Annotated in this window: 12 protein-coding genes and 1 pseudogene; 6 read left to right on the top strand and 7 right to left on the bottom strand. The window is 62.5% G+C overall.

The genetic code is table 11. From position 1 onward, the window contains the following. Nucleotides 1-28: 28 nt before the first annotated feature. Complete coding sequence (locus tag WDLP6_RS24200; RefSeq protein WP_162594405.1) at nucleotides 29-2,572, top strand: type I restriction enzyme HsdR N-terminal domain-containing protein; 2,544 nt, start codon at nucleotides 29-31, stop codon at nucleotides 2,570-2,572. Between the two features lie 306 nt (nucleotides 2,573-2,878). Here WDLP6_RS24200 and WDLP6_RS24195 read toward each other — a convergent pair whose 3' ends face one another. After that, nucleotides 2,879-3,988 (bottom strand): isocitrate lyase/PEP mutase family protein, encoded by a 1,110-nt coding sequence (locus WDLP6_RS24195; protein WP_162594404.1) that lies wholly within the window; start codon nucleotides 3,986-3,988, stop codon nucleotides 2,879-2,881. Nucleotides 3,989-4,000: 12 nt separating this feature from the next. Between WDLP6_RS24195 and WDLP6_RS35190 the strand changes: the two are divergent. Further along, nucleotides 4,001-4,129: pseudogene (locus tag WDLP6_RS35190) on the top strand (porin); the annotation flags it as partial. Nucleotides 4,130-4,151: 22 nt separating this feature from the next. Here the strand turns inward: WDLP6_RS35190 and WDLP6_RS24190 are convergent. The 5 genes from WDLP6_RS24190 to WDLP6_RS24170 form a co-directional block, all read right to left on the bottom strand. Beyond that, nucleotides 4,152-4,925 carry an SDR family NAD(P)-dependent oxidoreductase gene (locus WDLP6_RS24190; RefSeq protein WP_162594403.1) on the bottom strand — a complete coding sequence of 258 codons (774 nt, stop codon included), beginning with the start codon at nucleotides 4,923-4,925 and terminating at the stop codon, nucleotides 4,152-4,154. Nucleotides 4,926-4,952: 27 nt separating this feature from the next. Further along, nucleotides 4,953-5,681 (bottom strand): flavin reductase family protein, encoded by a 729-nt coding sequence (locus tag WDLP6_RS24185; RefSeq protein ID WP_232077278.1) that lies wholly within the window; start codon nucleotides 5,679-5,681, stop codon nucleotides 4,953-4,955. 99 nt (nucleotides 5,682-5,780) lie between these two features. Continuing rightward, nucleotides 5,781-6,848, bottom strand: a complete 1,068-nt coding sequence (locus WDLP6_RS24180) for an LLM class flavin-dependent oxidoreductase (protein WP_162594401.1) — start codon at nucleotides 6,846-6,848, stop codon at nucleotides 5,781-5,783. Nucleotides 6,849-6,986: 138 nt separating this feature from the next. Beyond that, the gene (locus WDLP6_RS24175; protein ID WP_162594400.1) at nucleotides 6,987-7,973 is read right to left on the bottom strand and encodes a Bug family tripartite tricarboxylate transporter substrate binding protein; all 987 of its coding nucleotides are present in this window, start codon (nucleotides 7,971-7,973) and stop codon (nucleotides 6,987-6,989) included. A 145-nt stretch (nucleotides 7,974-8,118) separates the two neighbouring features. Further along, nucleotides 8,119-9,198, bottom strand: a complete 1,080-nt coding sequence (locus WDLP6_RS24170) for an LLM class flavin-dependent oxidoreductase (protein ID WP_162594399.1) — start codon at nucleotides 9,196-9,198, stop codon at nucleotides 8,119-8,121. Between the two features lie 110 nt (nucleotides 9,199-9,308). Between WDLP6_RS24170 and WDLP6_RS24165 the strand changes: the two genes are divergently transcribed. Continuing rightward, complete coding sequence (locus WDLP6_RS24165) at nucleotides 9,309-10,265, top strand: LysR family transcriptional regulator (RefSeq protein WP_162594398.1); 957 nt, start codon at nucleotides 9,309-9,311, stop codon at nucleotides 10,263-10,265. An 11-nt stretch (nucleotides 10,266-10,276) separates the two neighbouring features. Here WDLP6_RS24165 and WDLP6_RS24160 read toward each other — a convergent pair whose 3' ends face one another. After that, a complete protein-coding gene (locus WDLP6_RS24160; RefSeq protein ID WP_232077276.1) occupies nucleotides 10,277-11,173 on the bottom strand; it encodes an SMP-30/gluconolactonase/LRE family protein in 897 nt (298 codons plus the stop codon). 332 nt (nucleotides 11,174-11,505) lie between these two features. On the opposite strand from WDLP6_RS24160, the gene WDLP6_RS24155 reads away from it, so the two are divergent. The 3 genes from WDLP6_RS24155 to WDLP6_RS24145 are packed head-to-tail and all read left to right on the top strand — an operon-like array spanning nucleotide 11,506 to nucleotide 15,633. Continuing rightward, the gene (locus WDLP6_RS24155; protein ID WP_162594397.1) at nucleotides 11,506-12,276 is read left to right on the top strand and encodes an enoyl-CoA hydratase/isomerase family protein; all 771 of its coding nucleotides are present in this window, start codon (nucleotides 11,506-11,508) and stop codon (nucleotides 12,274-12,276) included. 4 nt (nucleotides 12,277-12,280) lie between these two features. Continuing rightward, entirely contained in the window at nucleotides 12,281-14,422 is a 2,142-nt protein-coding gene (locus WDLP6_RS24150) for an acetate--CoA ligase family protein (RefSeq protein ID WP_162594396.1), read from the top strand. A 14-nt stretch (nucleotides 14,423-14,436) separates the two neighbouring features. Next, nucleotides 14,437-15,633 carry an acyl-CoA dehydrogenase family protein gene (locus WDLP6_RS24145; protein ID WP_232077274.1) on the top strand — a complete coding sequence of 399 codons (1,197 nt, stop codon included), beginning with the start codon at nucleotides 14,437-14,439 and terminating at the stop codon, nucleotides 15,631-15,633. The last annotated feature ends 1 nt before the right edge of the window (nucleotide 15,634 follow it).

Here is a 15,634-nt window from a genome sequence, read left to right as displayed (position 1 = left end):
CGAGGATGACGTTCGCACAAAGGTCGTGGTGCCTTGGTTGCTTGCGCACGGGTTCTCGCTTGCAACTCTTTCCATCGAATTCTCGTTTCGAATTCGACTGGGCCGATCCATCATTCGGGTCGGTGGAGGCACAACCTCTCGTGATGAAACGCATTCGACATACTCTCCTCGTGCCGACGTTTTGGTTCGCAATGAGCGACGCGACAATTTGTTGGTTATCGAAGTCAAGGCGCCAGGCGAGGTGCTTGACGACCAAGCGCGGGATCAAGCCATCTCGTATGCCAGATGCGTCGCGGAAGGGAACATTGCGCCCTACGTGGTGTTGACCAATGGGGAGGGTGTCCGCGTCTTCGACTCCCTCTCCCGATTGGAAATTGGGCGGGACGTGCGACTTAGCGGCGTTTGCAGTTCTAGATCCTTCTTCGTCACCCCCGATGAACTATCGCTCCGAGCAGAGGCTCTCGATGCGCTCATCTCGTTCTCGCCGGAAAACCTAATGGCCTTCTGCGAGGCTCAGGCGCGTTTTCGCATGAAGCCACTGTTGGGCGAGTCGCTCGAATCCGACAAGAAGTTTATCCCCGAACTGTTTGTGGAAAGAGCGGAAGTTGGCTCTCTTCTGGCAGATTACCTCGACGGCAAATCCCATCGGGTGACATTGCTAATTGGGCACCCGCAAGTCGGCAAGACGAACGTCATCTGTCATACCGTCCTCCAACGGCTCGCGCGCGCGCAGCCGTGCCTTTTTTATCCTGCCATTGGCCTTCAGAAGTCGCTCCTGGCCGAGATCGCGAACGACTTCGAGTGGGAATTTTCTGGGGCGTCGGACACTTTCAGCCAGTTGGCGAGCAAGTTGAACAAAGTATTGCAGCGAGCAAACAAGAACCTGACCATTTTTATTGATGGCTTGAACGAGACGAGCATTCAGCTGGCACGCGCTATCGACGCTGACTGCAGCCGGCTGTCTAGCGATCGCATTCAGATCGTGATTTCATTCACGCACAGCTCAGCGACCAGAATCCTAAGGGACGCCGGAGGGGATTCCTCCTTTCTTGCCGAAGAAGCTGGCATCTCCCGTCAAGGCACAAGCCTTATCGAACTCGACCCCGAGGCCGCCGCCAAGACAAGCGGTTGGAATTGCATCTACGTGAACCGCTACTCGCCCGCGGAACGCGATCGCGCGTATAAGGTCTACGCGTCCGCATATGGCGTCTCCGTCCCGGGATCCCATGAGAAAACACGCGATCCATATGTGCTGGGCATCGCAATGCGCCAATATCGTGGGGAGCGCCTCCCGGATTCATTAGATGAGCCCAGTCTTCTCAACAGCTTCATCGTGAACAAGATGGGGCGGGCCGTCGGGCTAGAAGACTACAACGTTCCTCTTTGCCTGAGAGAGCTTGGAAGGGAGATGATTCGCAGCGGCGCGCCGGTTCCGCTTGAAGCGGTCTGCAAGATTTGGTCGCATCCAATAGCTCAAAAGATTCCGCGCGGCTTCTTTGAGTCGGCCTTGTTGACGACCGAGTTCGGGGCGAACAGCCAGCAGTCAGTAGACTTTTACTACGGACGGGAGAGGGACTACGTCATCGCATGCTGGGCGCAAGAATGGCCGCAGAAACTACGGGCTCAAGAAGACATGGACGTGGAGTTCTCCGCATCGGTTGCAACTGGCGCGGGAAGCGACGCCCTAGCGTGGTTCCTGCGACAGCCGACTCACGTGGATTTGTTGAGAGCGCGACCTGGTGGAATTCCGACCTACTCGAGCCCTCGCGTGAGGCAAACCCTATTGTCGTCACTGTGCGAATACGTGTCGACGGCAGGCATGGAAGACCGGGAGGTGCTTCGCTTTGCCGCAACTAGCGCGATGAACGATCCAGACAATCTTGTGCGTATTGCAGCTATAAAGCTCGTGGCGCTGGGTTCCGACGATTCCGACGAGCTGGCGTCGGTGCTTGGAAATGACTCGTCACTCAGCGATTTCATAGAGGCGATTCTCGGCATCGGCGAAGAATTTCCGTTCCAATCGGAGGATGCGGGACAGGTCGTGCTGAGTGCGCTCCGATCCTTGCATTGGGACTCTGGTGAATCAGGCGATGATGGGACATCGTCGATAAGTGACATCTTGGTTCGCCTAAGTGAGCACCCGGCCGCCAACATTCGCAAGGAAGCCAATACCTGTCTTGGCTACGCCGCCCCTTTTGCATTCGTGCAGAGTCTTTCCGAAAAACTTGCACGTCAGTCAGGACCTATATTCCAAGGGAGCCGTGGGGAATTCGCAGAAGGAATCAGGCATGCCGCTGGCGAGTTGCAAGAGTCCTACTACGGAAGCATGTGTCGGGGGGCTATGGAAGCCATTCTGGACGATCCGGACTACCAAGCCGCCGAATACCTCAAGATGAGTCAGAGCCTCGGCCCGATCATTCGTGTATTTGAGGGAATAGGCGGCACGGACACCTTCAAGTCAATCTTGGAAGACCTCGGTCGCGGCTTGGCAGAGACAAGGGAAACCACAGGACATAGCCCCTATGTCGATACACACACCATTCCCTTGCCCTTCGAAGACGATGGCAAGTAGGACTGTCCGAATTGGACGAGCTCTGGCAAACCACGGAGGGAGTGAGATAATTGCAGTCGGCAACTAGGATGTCTGCGGTTCGAAGTACGGATTTCCGATTTGCCGCTGGTCAGTTTGATGTACCCCAGCGTGTACCCCAGAAGTAGGACGAATTGGCGAAAGTGAGTGCTGGCACGGGCTGCGGACGATATTTGGATTCCGCCCCAGGCCACCAAATTCCTGTCCGCGTGTGTTTCTCGTGGTCTCAAGCCCTAAGCCCTAAGCCCTGTCCATGGCTTAGGGCTTTTTTGTGCATCCGGGCGTCTCTCACTCTCCCGGCAGGGAAGCGGCTGCTGGATGATTTTGATGCAGAGGACAAGCAGGGCATTCCTGTGCGTGCCGCCACGTTTTTGGAGGCTTTCCGGATTGGCGCTGGGGCAGGTCACCTCGCTCGACCCCTGCGAGGCTTATATATTGACCAGGACGAATCCGAATGCCAACGCGATCTCGGATGCGTCCTCGCATATTGAATGCATCTATCGAACCCGGGCCCGATGCAGCAGTTGCACTTCCTTTACCCGCCGTCGGTCGTCGATCAAACGGGCGCGGCGGGGGCGCTGCTGTAGCACTCCCCCAGCGCTGCTCATCTGCCCACACCTGTGGAAATCCCATCGGCTCGTGCGGTGAAATCTGCGAGGAGATGAAGTCCGCGGGTTCGTCGTTCGCGAGCTTTGCGAGCGAGCGTTCCATGCTGCCGATCGACGGGAACGACATGACGCCGGGGAAGATCGCGATGGCGAAGCCCATGTTCGCGAGCGCGGCCACCGATACTTCCGGCGTCATGAAGTGGCGATAGGGAACGATGTTGATCATCGACTGCCGCGGGAAGGCCGCAGCGACCGCCCGCATCGGCTCCACCGTGGTGGGCGCGTCCATGAAGACGATGTCGGCACCGGCCTCGCGGTAGGCTTGTAAGCGGGCCATGGCGCGCTCGAAGCCTTCCGAAGCCAGACTGTCGGTGCGGGCGATGATCAAGAACTCCTCGCTGCGGCGCGAGGACGCCGCCACTTCCACCTTTGCGACCATATCCGCGACGGGAACGACGCGCTTGCCTTTGGTATGACCGCACTTCTTGGGCATCTCCTGGTCCTCGATGTGCAATGCCGAGGCGCCGGCGGATTCGTAGCCGCGAACGGTGTGCTGCACATTGACGAGGCCACCGTAGCCGGTGTCCGCGTCGCAGATGATGGGTTTGGTCGTGCAGCCGCGGATCGTGCGCAGCGCGTCGACCATGTCGTTCATGCCGATGATGCCGGCATCGGGAAGGCCGTAGCGCGACGCGGCCACCATGTAGCCGGACATGTACATCGCCCTGAACGGCGAGCGCTCCGCCATGCGGGCGGAGATGCCGTCGTACACGCCGGGCGCGACGACCATTCCTTCGGAAGCGCCACGGTCGCCTACATCAGGAACAAGAACGGCGCCAATCTCACCGTGGGCGGCCCGGCGTTTGTCACCGGCGTGTTCACTCCAACGCGTTCGAGCGGCTACGACTTCGCCATCAGCCACGCCTTCTGAGCGCTGCGCGGCGGCAAAGTCGTCAGTAGAGGTTGACCAGCGAGGCCTTCAGGAATCCGCCGTCGACCACGATGTCCTGCCCGTTGATGTACGTGGACGCGTCGCTCGCCAGGAAGCACACGGCATCCGCGATGTCCGCGGGGCGGCCGATGCGCCGCGCGGGAATCTTGGACATGCGGCTTTGCAACTTGGCCTCATCGCGGTAGTGCACTTCCGACAACGGCGTGCGGATCATGCCGGGGCTGATGGCGTTCGCGCGGATGCCGCGCGGCCCCCATTCCACCGCCATCTGGTGAGTCAAGGCCCGCATGGCGGCTTTGGTCGGCCCGTATGCGCCGACCCGCGTCGCCACCTGCGCGGCGATCGACGCCACATTGATGATGCTGCCCGCTTGCTGGTCGAACATCATCGGCACCAGTGCCTGCGCGCACAGCAAGGCGCCGCGCAGATTCACGTGGAAGATGCGGTCCCACAACTCGATCGGGAATGTCTCGAGGCCCACTGGCGACGAAGTGATGGCTGCGTTGTTCACCAGCACATCGCAACGACCGAAACGCGTACGCACCCGATCTGCCATCGCGATGATCGATGCGGGGTCTGCAATGTCGCAGTGCACCGCCAGCATGCCATCGGCCTCGGTGGGGGCCGCCGGATAGCTGATGTCGACCTGCACCACCTGCGCGCCCATCGACTGGAGATGCTGGCAGATGGCGAGGCCGAGCCCACCGGATGCGCCGGTGACCACGGCCGCCTTGCCCTGTAGCGCGTTGCGATCGAATGTGGTGGAAGAGGGCATGGGTTGCAGAGTGAAAGTGTGGAAAGGTCAGTGCGTCTGCACCGGCACCAGGCTGTGCGTCGCCGCATTGAAATGCACCACCGGATTCGCGGAGGAACACGCCGTCTTGCGGATCTTGCCCACGATGAGATCATGCGTGCCCAACGGATGCGTGCACACGATGTCGCACTCCATGCTGGCGAGCGCATCGGTCAGCACGGGGACCTGGTGATCACCTTCTGCCCAGCTGCCATTGGCGAAGCGGGCGAGGCCTTGAGGCGCGCTCAGAAAGGTGGAGATCACGTCGTGATGCTCTTCGCCCAGCACGTTGGCTGCAAAGCGGCCGCTCTCCAGCAACTTCGCGCGGATGGAGGAGTTCTGGTGCGCAAAGAAACCCACCATCGGCGGATCTGCCGAGATCGACGTCAGGCTGGACACGATCATGCCCACCATCTCGTCGCCGCTGCCGCAGGTCACGGCGCTGATGCCGGCGGGCAGCGCGCGCATGGCGGACTTGAAGTCGGACTCCGACACCACTTCGTCGGCTTCGCGGAACGTCAGATGCGCACGCACCCGACCCTGATCGTCCAGCCAGCCCTTGCTGGCGGCGTAGCCGATCATCGCGTTGAAGTCGGCTTCCCATTCGGCGGCTCCGGCATGGTCCGACAGGAAGCGCAGCACGGACGGCGACAGCCGCACATGGCCTGCGCCGTCACGGCTGCCTATGCGGGCGATCGCCTGCTCCAGCCGCGCCGGCGATTGGGGATCGACCAGCACATCGAGTCGGTCGAAGACCGAGGACTCACACAAGGTGATGGCTCCGGCATTGGTGAGGTGCACACGCATAGCGATCCTTTCTGCCTGTCGATCCGCGCTTCAGGCGGACACTGCGTTCATCGATTCGACTTCCTTGCGAATCGCCGGGATGATCCTTTCGCCCCACAGCTCGATCTGGCGCAGCATGGTGGCCTGGTCGCAATCGCCCAGCTGCGTCTGCAGCGCGATGTGCTTGGGGCGCAGGATGCTGATTTCTTCCAGCATCCTGTCGATGACCTGATTGACCGAGCCCACGGGCAGGTTCTTGCGCAGTTGCTCGAACGTAGGGTCCGTGGCCGATGGCACCTCCTTGACCATGTAGCCATCGTCGGACTGCGCACGGCGGAACTTGAGACTCTCCGAGATGCGGCGCTGAAAGCGCGCGTTGTCCAGGTAAGCATCGATCTCGGACTGCTTGTCCGACGCGAATGCGCAGCGCAGAAAGCCGAACTTCACGTCGTCATCGAGATCCGCGCCGTTGTCCTGCGCCACCTTCTCCAGGCGTTCGCGCAAGGCCACGATCGCTTCCGTGCCGTTGAGCAGCGCCGTCACGAACAGGTTGTGGCCTTCGCGAACGCCCCGACCCAGGGTGACGGGATTGCCCGAGGTGATCCAGAGCGGCGGCATCGGATCCTGCACGGGACGCACGGCGATGGAGCTGGGCGGCAGCTGGAGGTATTTGCCGTCGTATTCAACGATCTTCTGGGTCAAGCCCTTGGGCAGGAGGTCCAGAAACTCGTTGTAGATTGCGCCCGAGTCTTCGATCTTCACGCCGAAGCGCTGAAACTCGAACTCCTGGTAGCCTGAGCCGATGCCGAGCTCCAGGCGGCCATTGGACACCGTGTCCACAAAGCCCACCTCGGCCAGGAAGCGTGCGGGGTGATACAGCGGAAGAATGCACACGGCAGAGCCCAGACGAATGCGCCGGGTCTTGGCCGCCATGTGCGCAATCATCATCAGCGGCGAAGGCGAGAGCGAGTAGTTGTTGAAGTGATGCTCTGCATACCAGGCCGTGTTGAAGCCTGCCTGCTCCGCCACCACCGTCTGCTCGATCGAGTTCTGGATGACTTGCTGCGAAGTCTGGTGATAGCCACGCTGCTGGGCCAGAATGAATACGCCGAATTCCATGTTTTTCCACCTCGAAGGAGTGATGCGATGAAGGGAATTCTCTCGTTGGACTCGGCGATCCGGAATAGGGAAGGAGCGTGATTCAGTACTGCAAAAAAGTGAGGGATGCACCGCGACATCCCGGCGATCGGCTGTCGCCTATTTGTCTTTCAGATCGGTCGTCTTCGCCAGGCTCTGCCAAATGGCGGCATCTTTCTTGATGGACGCTGCGAACTCCTTGGCAGTGCGACTCGGCGGCACGATCATGTTCTGCGCTTCGATCTTCTGCCGTATCTCATCGGTCTTCTGGAAGCGGTTGATCTCGTCGTTGAGCCGATCGATGATTTCAACGGGCGTTCCCGAAGGGGCAAACACGCCGTACCAGCCATCGGCCTCGAACTTGTAGCCTTGTTCCGAAAGGGTCGGCAGCTCTTTCGTCGCAGGCCAGCGTTGCGAGCCCGTCTGGCCCAGCCCCACCAGTCGGCCGGTGTGCATGTGCGGAATGGGGGATTGGATGTCCGTGAAGCCCACGCTGATGTTGTTGGCGATCAGGTCGGTCACTTCGGAGACGAGCGTCTTGTAGGGCACGTGAGGCATGTCGAGGCCGTAGCGCGCCTTGATGCCTTCCATGGCCAGGTGGCCGGACGAACCGGTGCCCCATGAGCCGTACGCGAGCTTGCCGGGATGGGCCTTGGCGTAGGCCACCATGTCCGCCAGATTCTTGAAGCCGGTGCTCGGATTGGCGATCAGCAAGATACCCGCGGCGCCCACCTGTGTGATGGGCGTCAGATCCTTGTCCGTGTCGTAAGGGAGCTTCGGGTGAATCATCGGATTGAGGAGGATGGACGACGACGGTGCAAACAGCAGGGTGTAGCCGTCGCCCGCCGCCTTGGCCACCGTGTCGCACGCAATCAGGCCATTGGCACCCGGCTTGTCGTCCACCACCACCGGCTGTTTCAGCGCTTGCGACAAGGGCACGGCGATCAAACGGGCAAAGATATCGCCCCCCGCGCCCGATGAACCGGCAACCACCAGACGGATGGGGCGCGAAGGCCAGTTGTCCGTGCTGGCAAAGGCCTTGACGCCGGCGCCCAACAGCAAGCTGCCGAGCAATAGGGTGCGTCGTTGGATGGGTGTGTGGGTCATGCTTGTCTCCTGCTTCGACTGCGCGAAAATTGTGGGGGTAGAGAAAGACCAGGGGCCGGCTGATCGGCCCCGCTTGCTTCGGTGCGCTTGTTCAGGGATGACGGCAAGAGCGCCATCGCGCCCGTGCCGCCTGGATTCAGGCTCTTTACGCGGCCAGCGCGTGGGCCATCGGCTGGTTGCGTCCCAGCTCTTTCTGGATGGCGGGAATGATTCTTTCACCCCAGAGCTCGATCTGCCTGAGCATGGTCTTCTGATCGAAGTCGCCCAACTGGGTCTGCAATGCGATGTGCTTGGGGCGCAGGATGCTGATCTCTTCCAGCATCTTGTCGATGACTTCGTTGACCGAGCCCACCGGAAGATTCTTGCGCAACTGTTCGATCGTGGGGTCCGTCTCGGACGGCACTTCCTTGATCATGTATCCATCGTCGGATTGCGAGCGGCGGAATTTCAGGCTCTCGGAAATGCGGCGCTGAAAGCGCGCGCAATCCAGATAGGCATCGATCTCGGCGTTGTTGTCGGAAGCATAGGCGCAGCGCAGGAAGCCGAACTTCACGTCACGGTCCAGATCCTTGCCGTTGTCGCTGGCCACTTTCACCAGGCGTTCACGCAGGCCCTGAATGGCCTCTCTGCCATTGAGCAGTGCGGTCACGAAGAGGTTGTAGTTCTCGCGCACGCCGCGGCCCAGCGTGACCGGATTGCCCGATGTGATCCACACCGGCGGCATGGGGCTTTGTACGCAGCGCACTGCAATGGAACTGGGGGGCATCTTGAGGAACTGGCCTTCGTACTCGAAGATCTTCTGGGTCAGGCCCTTGGGAAGGATGTCCAGGAACTCGTTGTAGATCGCGCCCGAGTTGGCAATCTTCACGCCGAAACGCTCGAACTCGAACTCCTGATAGCCCGAGCCCACTCCCAGGTCCAGCCGGCCGTTGGAGACGGTGTCCACGAAACCTACCTCCGCCAGGAAACGCGCGGGCTGGTAGAGTGGCAGGATGCAGACGGCAGTGCCCAGACGTATGCGCTGCGTCCTGGCCGCCATGTGGGCCACCATCATCAGCGGAGACGGAGAGAGCGAGTAGTTGTTGAAGTGGTGCTCGGCATACCAGGCGTTGTGAAATCCCGCCTGCTCCGCCGCGACGGTTTGCTGGATGGAGTTGTTGATGACCTGCTGCGAAGTCTGGTGGTAGCCCCGCTGCTGGGCCAGAATGAATACTCCGAATTCCATGTCTTGTCTCCGCAAAAATGACGCCCCCAAGGGCTGTCAAATTCTAGAGAGGCGAACTGAATTGGTTACGCCAAAAACTGCAGATCTGAACTGCGAAAACCGGAGGATTCATGGATAGATTGCGCGCCATGGAGTTGTTTCTGTCGATCTCCCAGACCCGGAATTTTTCCGAGACGGCGCGTCGCTTCGGCATATCCGCCACGGGGGTCTCACGCATGATCACCGACATCGAAGACGAGTTGAAGGTCAAGCTTCTGCTGCGCTCCACGCGCCAGGTCGCGCTGACCGAATCGGGGCAGGAGTATGCGCGTCAACTGGAGGGCATCCTCTGGCGCATCAACGAACTGCAAGGCAACATCACCGCCATCAGCAGCGCACCGCAGGGCTTGCTGCGCGTGCACTCGCGCATGATGTTCGGCCTGGGCGTGTTGCCACCGCTGATCGCCGCATTCCGCAAACTCTATCCCGAGATTCACATTGAACTCACTTTGGCCGAGGCGCCTGTGGACCTGCGGCGCAGCCAGATCGATATCGACTTTCGCATCTCGCCACCCGTGGAGGCCGGCGTGAAGCGCCGCATGCTTTTCCAGAGTGACCGTCATCTCGTGGCAGCGCCCGCGTACCTGGCCAGCAAACCCGGTTTGCAGGCGCCCGAAAGCATCCTCGCGCATGAATGCCTGGCCTACCAGTTGCCCGGCGATGAATACACGTGGCTGTTCAAGCAACAGGCGCAGATCAGCGAAATCGCCTTCAAGCCCCGCCATGTGAGCAACAGCGGCATTGCCCTGCTGGAACTCGCCCGTCTGGGTGAGGGCCTGGCACTGCTGGATGACTACACCGTGCACAACGACATCCGTCAGGGCCGGCTTGTCAGGGTGTTGAGCGACTATCGCATCACCAACAAGGGCTTTGACGAGGGCATGTACGCCACCATTCTGGACACCCCCATCATCCCCGCCAAGATCCGCTTGTTTCTGGATTTTGTGGGTGAGCGCGTGGCCGGACCCGAGTTGCGGTTTGCTGCCCATGGCAAGACCGCCGGACTCGATGCCCCGCCGGCGTCATAACCCGGCGCGGCCTATACGGGCATGCGGCACACGGGGCGAGCAGCCCCCCGAAAACCCGAGCCGGTCAGCTTGAGCACCGCACCATCCAAAGGGCCGGATGCGCTCAGGCGACCGCTGTCGCTGATGGTCGTGACGAACAGATCGGCCATCTCCGGCCCGCCAAAGCACAAGGCGCTCGGATGGGCCACCGGCAGGTCGATCCTGTGGGTGAGCCGACCCTGCATGTCGAAGCGGGCCAGCGCGCCCGTGCGCACCAGCGCGGTCCACAACCCACCTTCATCGTCGAAACAGCAGCCGTCCGGCCCGGAGTCATGGTCATCGGTCCGGACGAACACCTGCTTGTCGGCCAGCGTTCCGTCTGCTGCGATCTCGTAGGAATAGATAACCCTCGCGGCGCTGTCGGCGACGTGCAGGCGCCGGCTGACCGGATTCACGCAGGGGCCGTTGGTGATGCCCAGTCCATCGTCGAGCTTGTGCAGATGCAGGCGGGCGTCCAGCCGGTACAGGCCGCCCAGCGGGGCCTCGCCGGGCTCACGAAACACATGCATGGTGCCGACCACGAAGCTGCCGTCGGCGAGGGATGTGCCGTCGTTCAGCCGCAGGTGAGGATGGCTGGCTTCGATCCGTGCCAGCGTGCGCAGTTGCCCATTGCGCAGGTTCAGCGCCGCGATTTCCTCTTTCAGCGACAGCACGATGCAGTCGCCGTCGTCGCCGTTGAACGCGAAGGAGCCCAGGGGCGGAGGAACTTCATGGCGCGCCGTCACCGCCCCGGTGCCCGGGTTCAGCGCAAGGATCAGGCCCAGGCGGCAGTCCATCAGCCACAGTTGCTGCCCATGCCACACCGGGCACTCGCCCAATGCTGTTTTCAAGTCGCCGAGGCGCTGGATTTCCATTTTCTCGATCGTCAATCCGCCAATTGAAGCATCATTAATTCAAGATAATCCGATGGAACCAGTCTGCTCCAATAGATTGGATTCCGACGCATGGTAGCAACCCTGTGTCCGCCCGTCCGCCGGCGAATGCTTCATTTTCTGCAGAACTCTCTCTCGAATTGATCGGAAATCAATTCGAATGCCACTTCTACAATCGATCGAGCATATCGACACTGAGACAAACCAGCGCAAGCTTGCTCCGCCTGCGGAGCCACAACAGCACTTCCTGCGAGCAGCGGGCTGTTTGTCGAGCCAGTGCCTTTTTCTGATCTGTGCCGCAGCCAGCTGGCTTCTTATAGAGGTGGTGTATGAGCGATGAATGGGTTCGTCTGGAAGTCTCCGACGGAGTGGGGCTGGTCACCATGGATCGCAAGCCGGTCAATGCACTGAACCGGGACATGCGCCGCCAGATGGTGGCCACGTTCGACGCCATCTCCGAGCGCGAGGACATCCGCTGCGCTGTCTTGACCGGCTCCGGCAGCGTGTTCTGCGCGGGTGCCGACCTGAAGGATCGCCCCAGCACCGAGATCGCCGGCGACTTTCTCGAGCACAACCGCATCACCCGCGAAACCGGCAACGCCATCCGCGAATGTGCCAAGCCCGTGATTGCCGCCATCAATGGCGCGGCGCTGGGTGCCGGCTTCGGTCTGGCCGCGGCCTGCGACATCCTGTATGCCTCCGAGAACACCACCGTGGGCATGCCCGAGATCAACGTCGGCCTCGCGGGCGGCGCTTCCATGCTCAAGACCCTGTTCGGCCGCTCCACCTTGCGCCGCATGTTCTTTACTGGCCAGCGCCTGACCGCGCACGACCTGCTCAAGCGCAATGTGATCGAGGATGTGCTGTCTGAAAAGGACCTGCTGCCCGTGACGATAGCGCTCGCCCGCGAGATCGCCGCCAAGGCGCCGCTGGCCATCGCCTATGCCAAGCGTGCAGCCAACATGGTGGATGTGATGCCGCAGCGCGACGCCTATCGCTTCGAGCAGGAGTTCACCGTGGCCCTGTCCAGGACCGAGGACGCCCGCGAAGCCCGCATGGCCTTCCTCGAGAAGCGCGCGCCGGTTTTCAAAGGGCGTTGAGCACATGCTGACCCAGGCTCAGGCAGCCCCGGGCGTCGGGCTGGACGCATTCTTCAAGGCCGATGGCGTCGCGGTCATCGGCGCCTCCGACGACATCACCAAGATCGGCGGCCGCCCCGTCCAGTTGCTGCGCAAGTACGGCTATGCCGGCGCCATTTATCCCGTCAACCCCAAGGGCGGCACCATCCAGGGCCTGCAGGCCTACGCTTCGATCCTGGATACGCCCACGGCACCGGAGATGGCGATCCTGGCGGTGCCCGTGGAAGCTACGCTGCAGGCCGTTCGCGACTGTGCCAGCCGCGGTGTGCGCGGCGTGATCGTGCTGTCGGCCGGCTTTGCCGAGGCCGGCCCCGAGGGCGCGGCCCTGCAGGCCGAGCTGGTTCGCGTGGTGCGCAACCATGGCATGCGGCTGCTGGGCCCGAACTGTCTGGGCACCGTCAATGTGGTGGACAAGCTGGTGGGCTCGTTCTCCATCGCGCTGGAACAAAGCCTGCCGCCTGCCGGGCAGGTGGGCATCGTCTCGCAGTCGGGCAACATCGGCAGCTTCACGATGCGGAACATGGCCGCGCGCGGTCTGGGTGTGAGTCGCTTCATTGCCACCGGCAACGAAGCCGATGTGGACGTGGCCGACGGCATTGCCGCGCTGGCGCAGGACCCCGACACCCGCATCATCCTGTGCTGCATGGAAACCTGCCGCCATGCCGGTCGATTGATCGAGGCGCTGGACATGGCGCGCCAGCAGCAAAAGCCGGTGATCGTTCTCAAGATCGGCGCCACCGAGCAAGGCCAGGCCGCAGCGGCCTCGCACACCGGCGCGTTGATGGGTTCCGACGCGGTGTTCGACGCCGTCTTTCGCCGCTATGGCGTGCTGCGCGTGCGCTCGTTCGAAGAGCTGCTCGACGTGGGCCATGCCGCTGCGCTGCTGCGCGCAGAGCGTCTGCCCACCACCGACGCCGTGACGCTGGTGGCGGCTTCCGGCGGGTTCGGCATCATGATGGCGGATGCGATGGTGCAGGCCGGCATGACGCTGCCGCAGCTCGCTGACGCGACCCAGGCACTGATCCGCGAGGCCGTCCCGACCGCCGGCACCCACAACCCCGTGGATGCGTCGGCCCAGATGTCGGCGCGGCCCGACATTCTGCTGAAGATGCTGACGGCACTGCAGGACGATTCCAACGGCAGCACGCTCGTGCTGCTGCTGGCCCTGTCGCTGTACAACCCGCGCCTGCGCGGCGTGTACCTGGAGGCGCTGTCCAGGATCCGCGCCAGCCACCCCGACCGTCTGCTGGTCATCATCAGCCAGGGCCCGGCCGATGCGGTGGCCGAGATCAATGCGCTGGGCATTCCGGTGTTCCCCACCATTCCAGCGGCAGCCAGTGGACTGGCAGGTCTGGTCAGGCTCGGCCAGCTCACCACCTTGCCCACGGCCGCCGCCTATGGCGGTCCGGTGGACAGCGTGGATGCCGCCGTGTTCCGCAACGAGTTCCACGCCAAGAAGGCGCTGGCGGCGGCCGGCATCAGCGTGCCGCGCGAGGAGGTGGTGACGTCGGCCGACGATGCCGTGCGCAGCGCCCGGGCCACGGGCTACCCGGTGGTCCTCAAGATCGCGTCGGAAGACATCGCCCACAAGACCGAGATCGGCGGTGTGGCGCTGGACCTGCAAGACGACGATGCCGTGCGGCAGGCGTACGACCGTCTCATGGCCAATGCCCGAAAGCATGCACCGCAGGCGCGTCTGGACGGCGTGCTGGTGGCCCCGATGGTCCGCGGCGGCGTGGAGCTGATCGCGGGTGTCTCGCGCGACCCCGTGTTCGGTCCGGTGGTCATGGTCGGGCTGGGCGGCATCCATGCCGAGATCCTCAAGGATGTCGCGCTGCAGGTGGCGCCCGTCTCCGAAGAGGAAGCCCTGCGGATGATCCGCAGCCTCCGGATGTTTGCGCTGCTGGACGGCGCCCGCGGTCAGGCCAGGGCGGACGTGGCCGCTGCTGCCCGCACGGTGGCCAGGCTCTCGGAGTTCGCGTGCCGCCATGCCGCCGATGTGGCCGAGATCGACATGAACCCCATTCTGGTCAGACCGGAAGGCGAGGGCGTCCTCGTTCTGGACGCGCTGATGGTGCCGACCTCCGGCCATCGCCCTGCACATTGAAGGCTCTCATGCACATGGAAAAGAACCCGGCCATTCCGGACGCAGCGGCAGGCCCGGCCGTCTATCGCCAGTACGCACGCCAATGGCTTCGCGCCCATCTGCCCGAGCACATGCGTGCGGACAGCGTCGACTACCGCACGCCCACGCTGGATGAGTGCCGTGACTGGGAGGCGTCCATGTACGACGCGGGCCTGGCGGGCATGACATGGCCCAAGGCCTATGGCGGCCTGGGCCTGACTCTGCGAGAGCATCTGGTCGTCAACAAGGAAGTGGGCGCGCTGGCCATGCCCGAGAGCGTGAGCTCGATCGGCAAGGAATTGGTGGGCCCCATCATCCAGACCGTGGGCACGGAAGAACAGAAGCAGTTGTTCCTGCCGCGCATCCTTTCCATGCGCGACTACTGGTGCCAGGGATTTTCCGAGCCCGACGCGGGCTCCGACCTCGCGCGCCTGCGTACCAAGGCCGTGCCGGAGGGCGACGCGTGGCGCATCAACGGCCAGAAGATCTGGACCAGCGGTGCGGCCAAGGCGCGCTACTGCCTGCTGCTGACCCGCACCGGCACGGTGGCCGACAAACACCGGGGCCTGCTGATGTTTGCCGTGCCCATGGACACGCCCGGCATCCGGGTGGTGCCCATCAAGTCGATCGACGGCAAGGACTCGTTTGCCGAAGTCTTTTTCGACAATGTGGTGGTGCCCGACAGTGCGCGCCTCGGCGCACCGGACGAGGGATGGAATGCGGCCATCCGCGTGCTGTCCATCGAACGCGCGACCAACCGCATGTACCGTGCATGGCGCTTCGAATGCGAGCTGCGTCAGCTCATCGCCGCGTGCAAGTCCGACCCACAGCTGGTCAAGCTGCTGGACGACGGCTACTACCAGCGCCGTATCGGCGACGTGGTGGGCGAGATCGACGCCCTCAAGGGCCTGGTCGAGCGCACGGTGAGCCTGATGATGGCGGGCGAGAAGATCGGCGCCCGCGGCTCGCTGACCAAGCTCCATTGGTCCGAGTGCCATCAGGCCTTCATGGGGCTGGCGCTGGCCATCGTGTCGCATGTGAACCCGCGCTCCAGTGCGCTGGCACAACGCGCCCGCAAGGCCTTCACCACGGCCTACCTCTACGCCCGCGCCGAGACCATCTATGCCGGCACCACCGAAGTGCAGCTGGACATCATTGCGCAACGCATCATGAACTTGCCGAAGGACCTCTGAG

Source organism: Variovorax sp. PBL-E5 (assembly GCF_901827185.1).
Taxonomy (GTDB): Bacteria; Pseudomonadota; Gammaproteobacteria; order Burkholderiales; family Burkholderiaceae_C; genus Variovorax.
This window is presented reverse-complemented; position numbering and strand designations above follow the sequence as displayed.

Coding starts and splice junctions, on each gene's coding strand:
- WDLP6_RS24195 (WP_162594404.1), bottom strand. CDS start 3,988: ATGGTCGTCGCGCCCGGCGTGTACGACGGCATCTCCGCCCGCATGGCG.
- WDLP6_RS24190 (WP_162594403.1), bottom strand. CDS start 4,925: ATGCCCTCTTCCACCACATTCGATCGCAACGCGCTACAGGGCAAGGCG.
- WDLP6_RS24180 (WP_162594401.1), bottom strand. CDS start 6,848: ATGGAATTCGGCGTATTCATTCTGGCCCAGCAGCGTGGCTATCACCAG.
- WDLP6_RS24175 (WP_162594400.1), bottom strand. CDS start 7,973: ATGACCCACACACCCATCCAACGACGCACCCTATTGCTCGGCAGCTTG.
- WDLP6_RS24170 (WP_162594399.1), bottom strand. CDS start 9,198: ATGGAATTCGGAGTATTCATTCTGGCCCAGCAGCGGGGCTACCACCAG.
- WDLP6_RS24165 (WP_162594398.1), top strand. CDS start 9,309: ATGGATAGATTGCGCGCCATGGAGTTGTTTCTGTCGATCTCCCAGACC.
- WDLP6_RS24155 (WP_162594397.1), top strand. CDS start 11,506: ATGAGCGATGAATGGGTTCGTCTGGAAGTCTCCGACGGAGTGGGGCTG.
- WDLP6_RS24150 (WP_162594396.1), top strand. CDS start 12,281: ATGCTGACCCAGGCTCAGGCAGCCCCGGGCGTCGGGCTGGACGCATTC.
- WDLP6_RS24145 (WP_232077274.1), top strand. CDS start 14,437: ATGGAAAAGAACCCGGCCATTCCGGACGCAGCGGCAGGCCCGGCCGTC.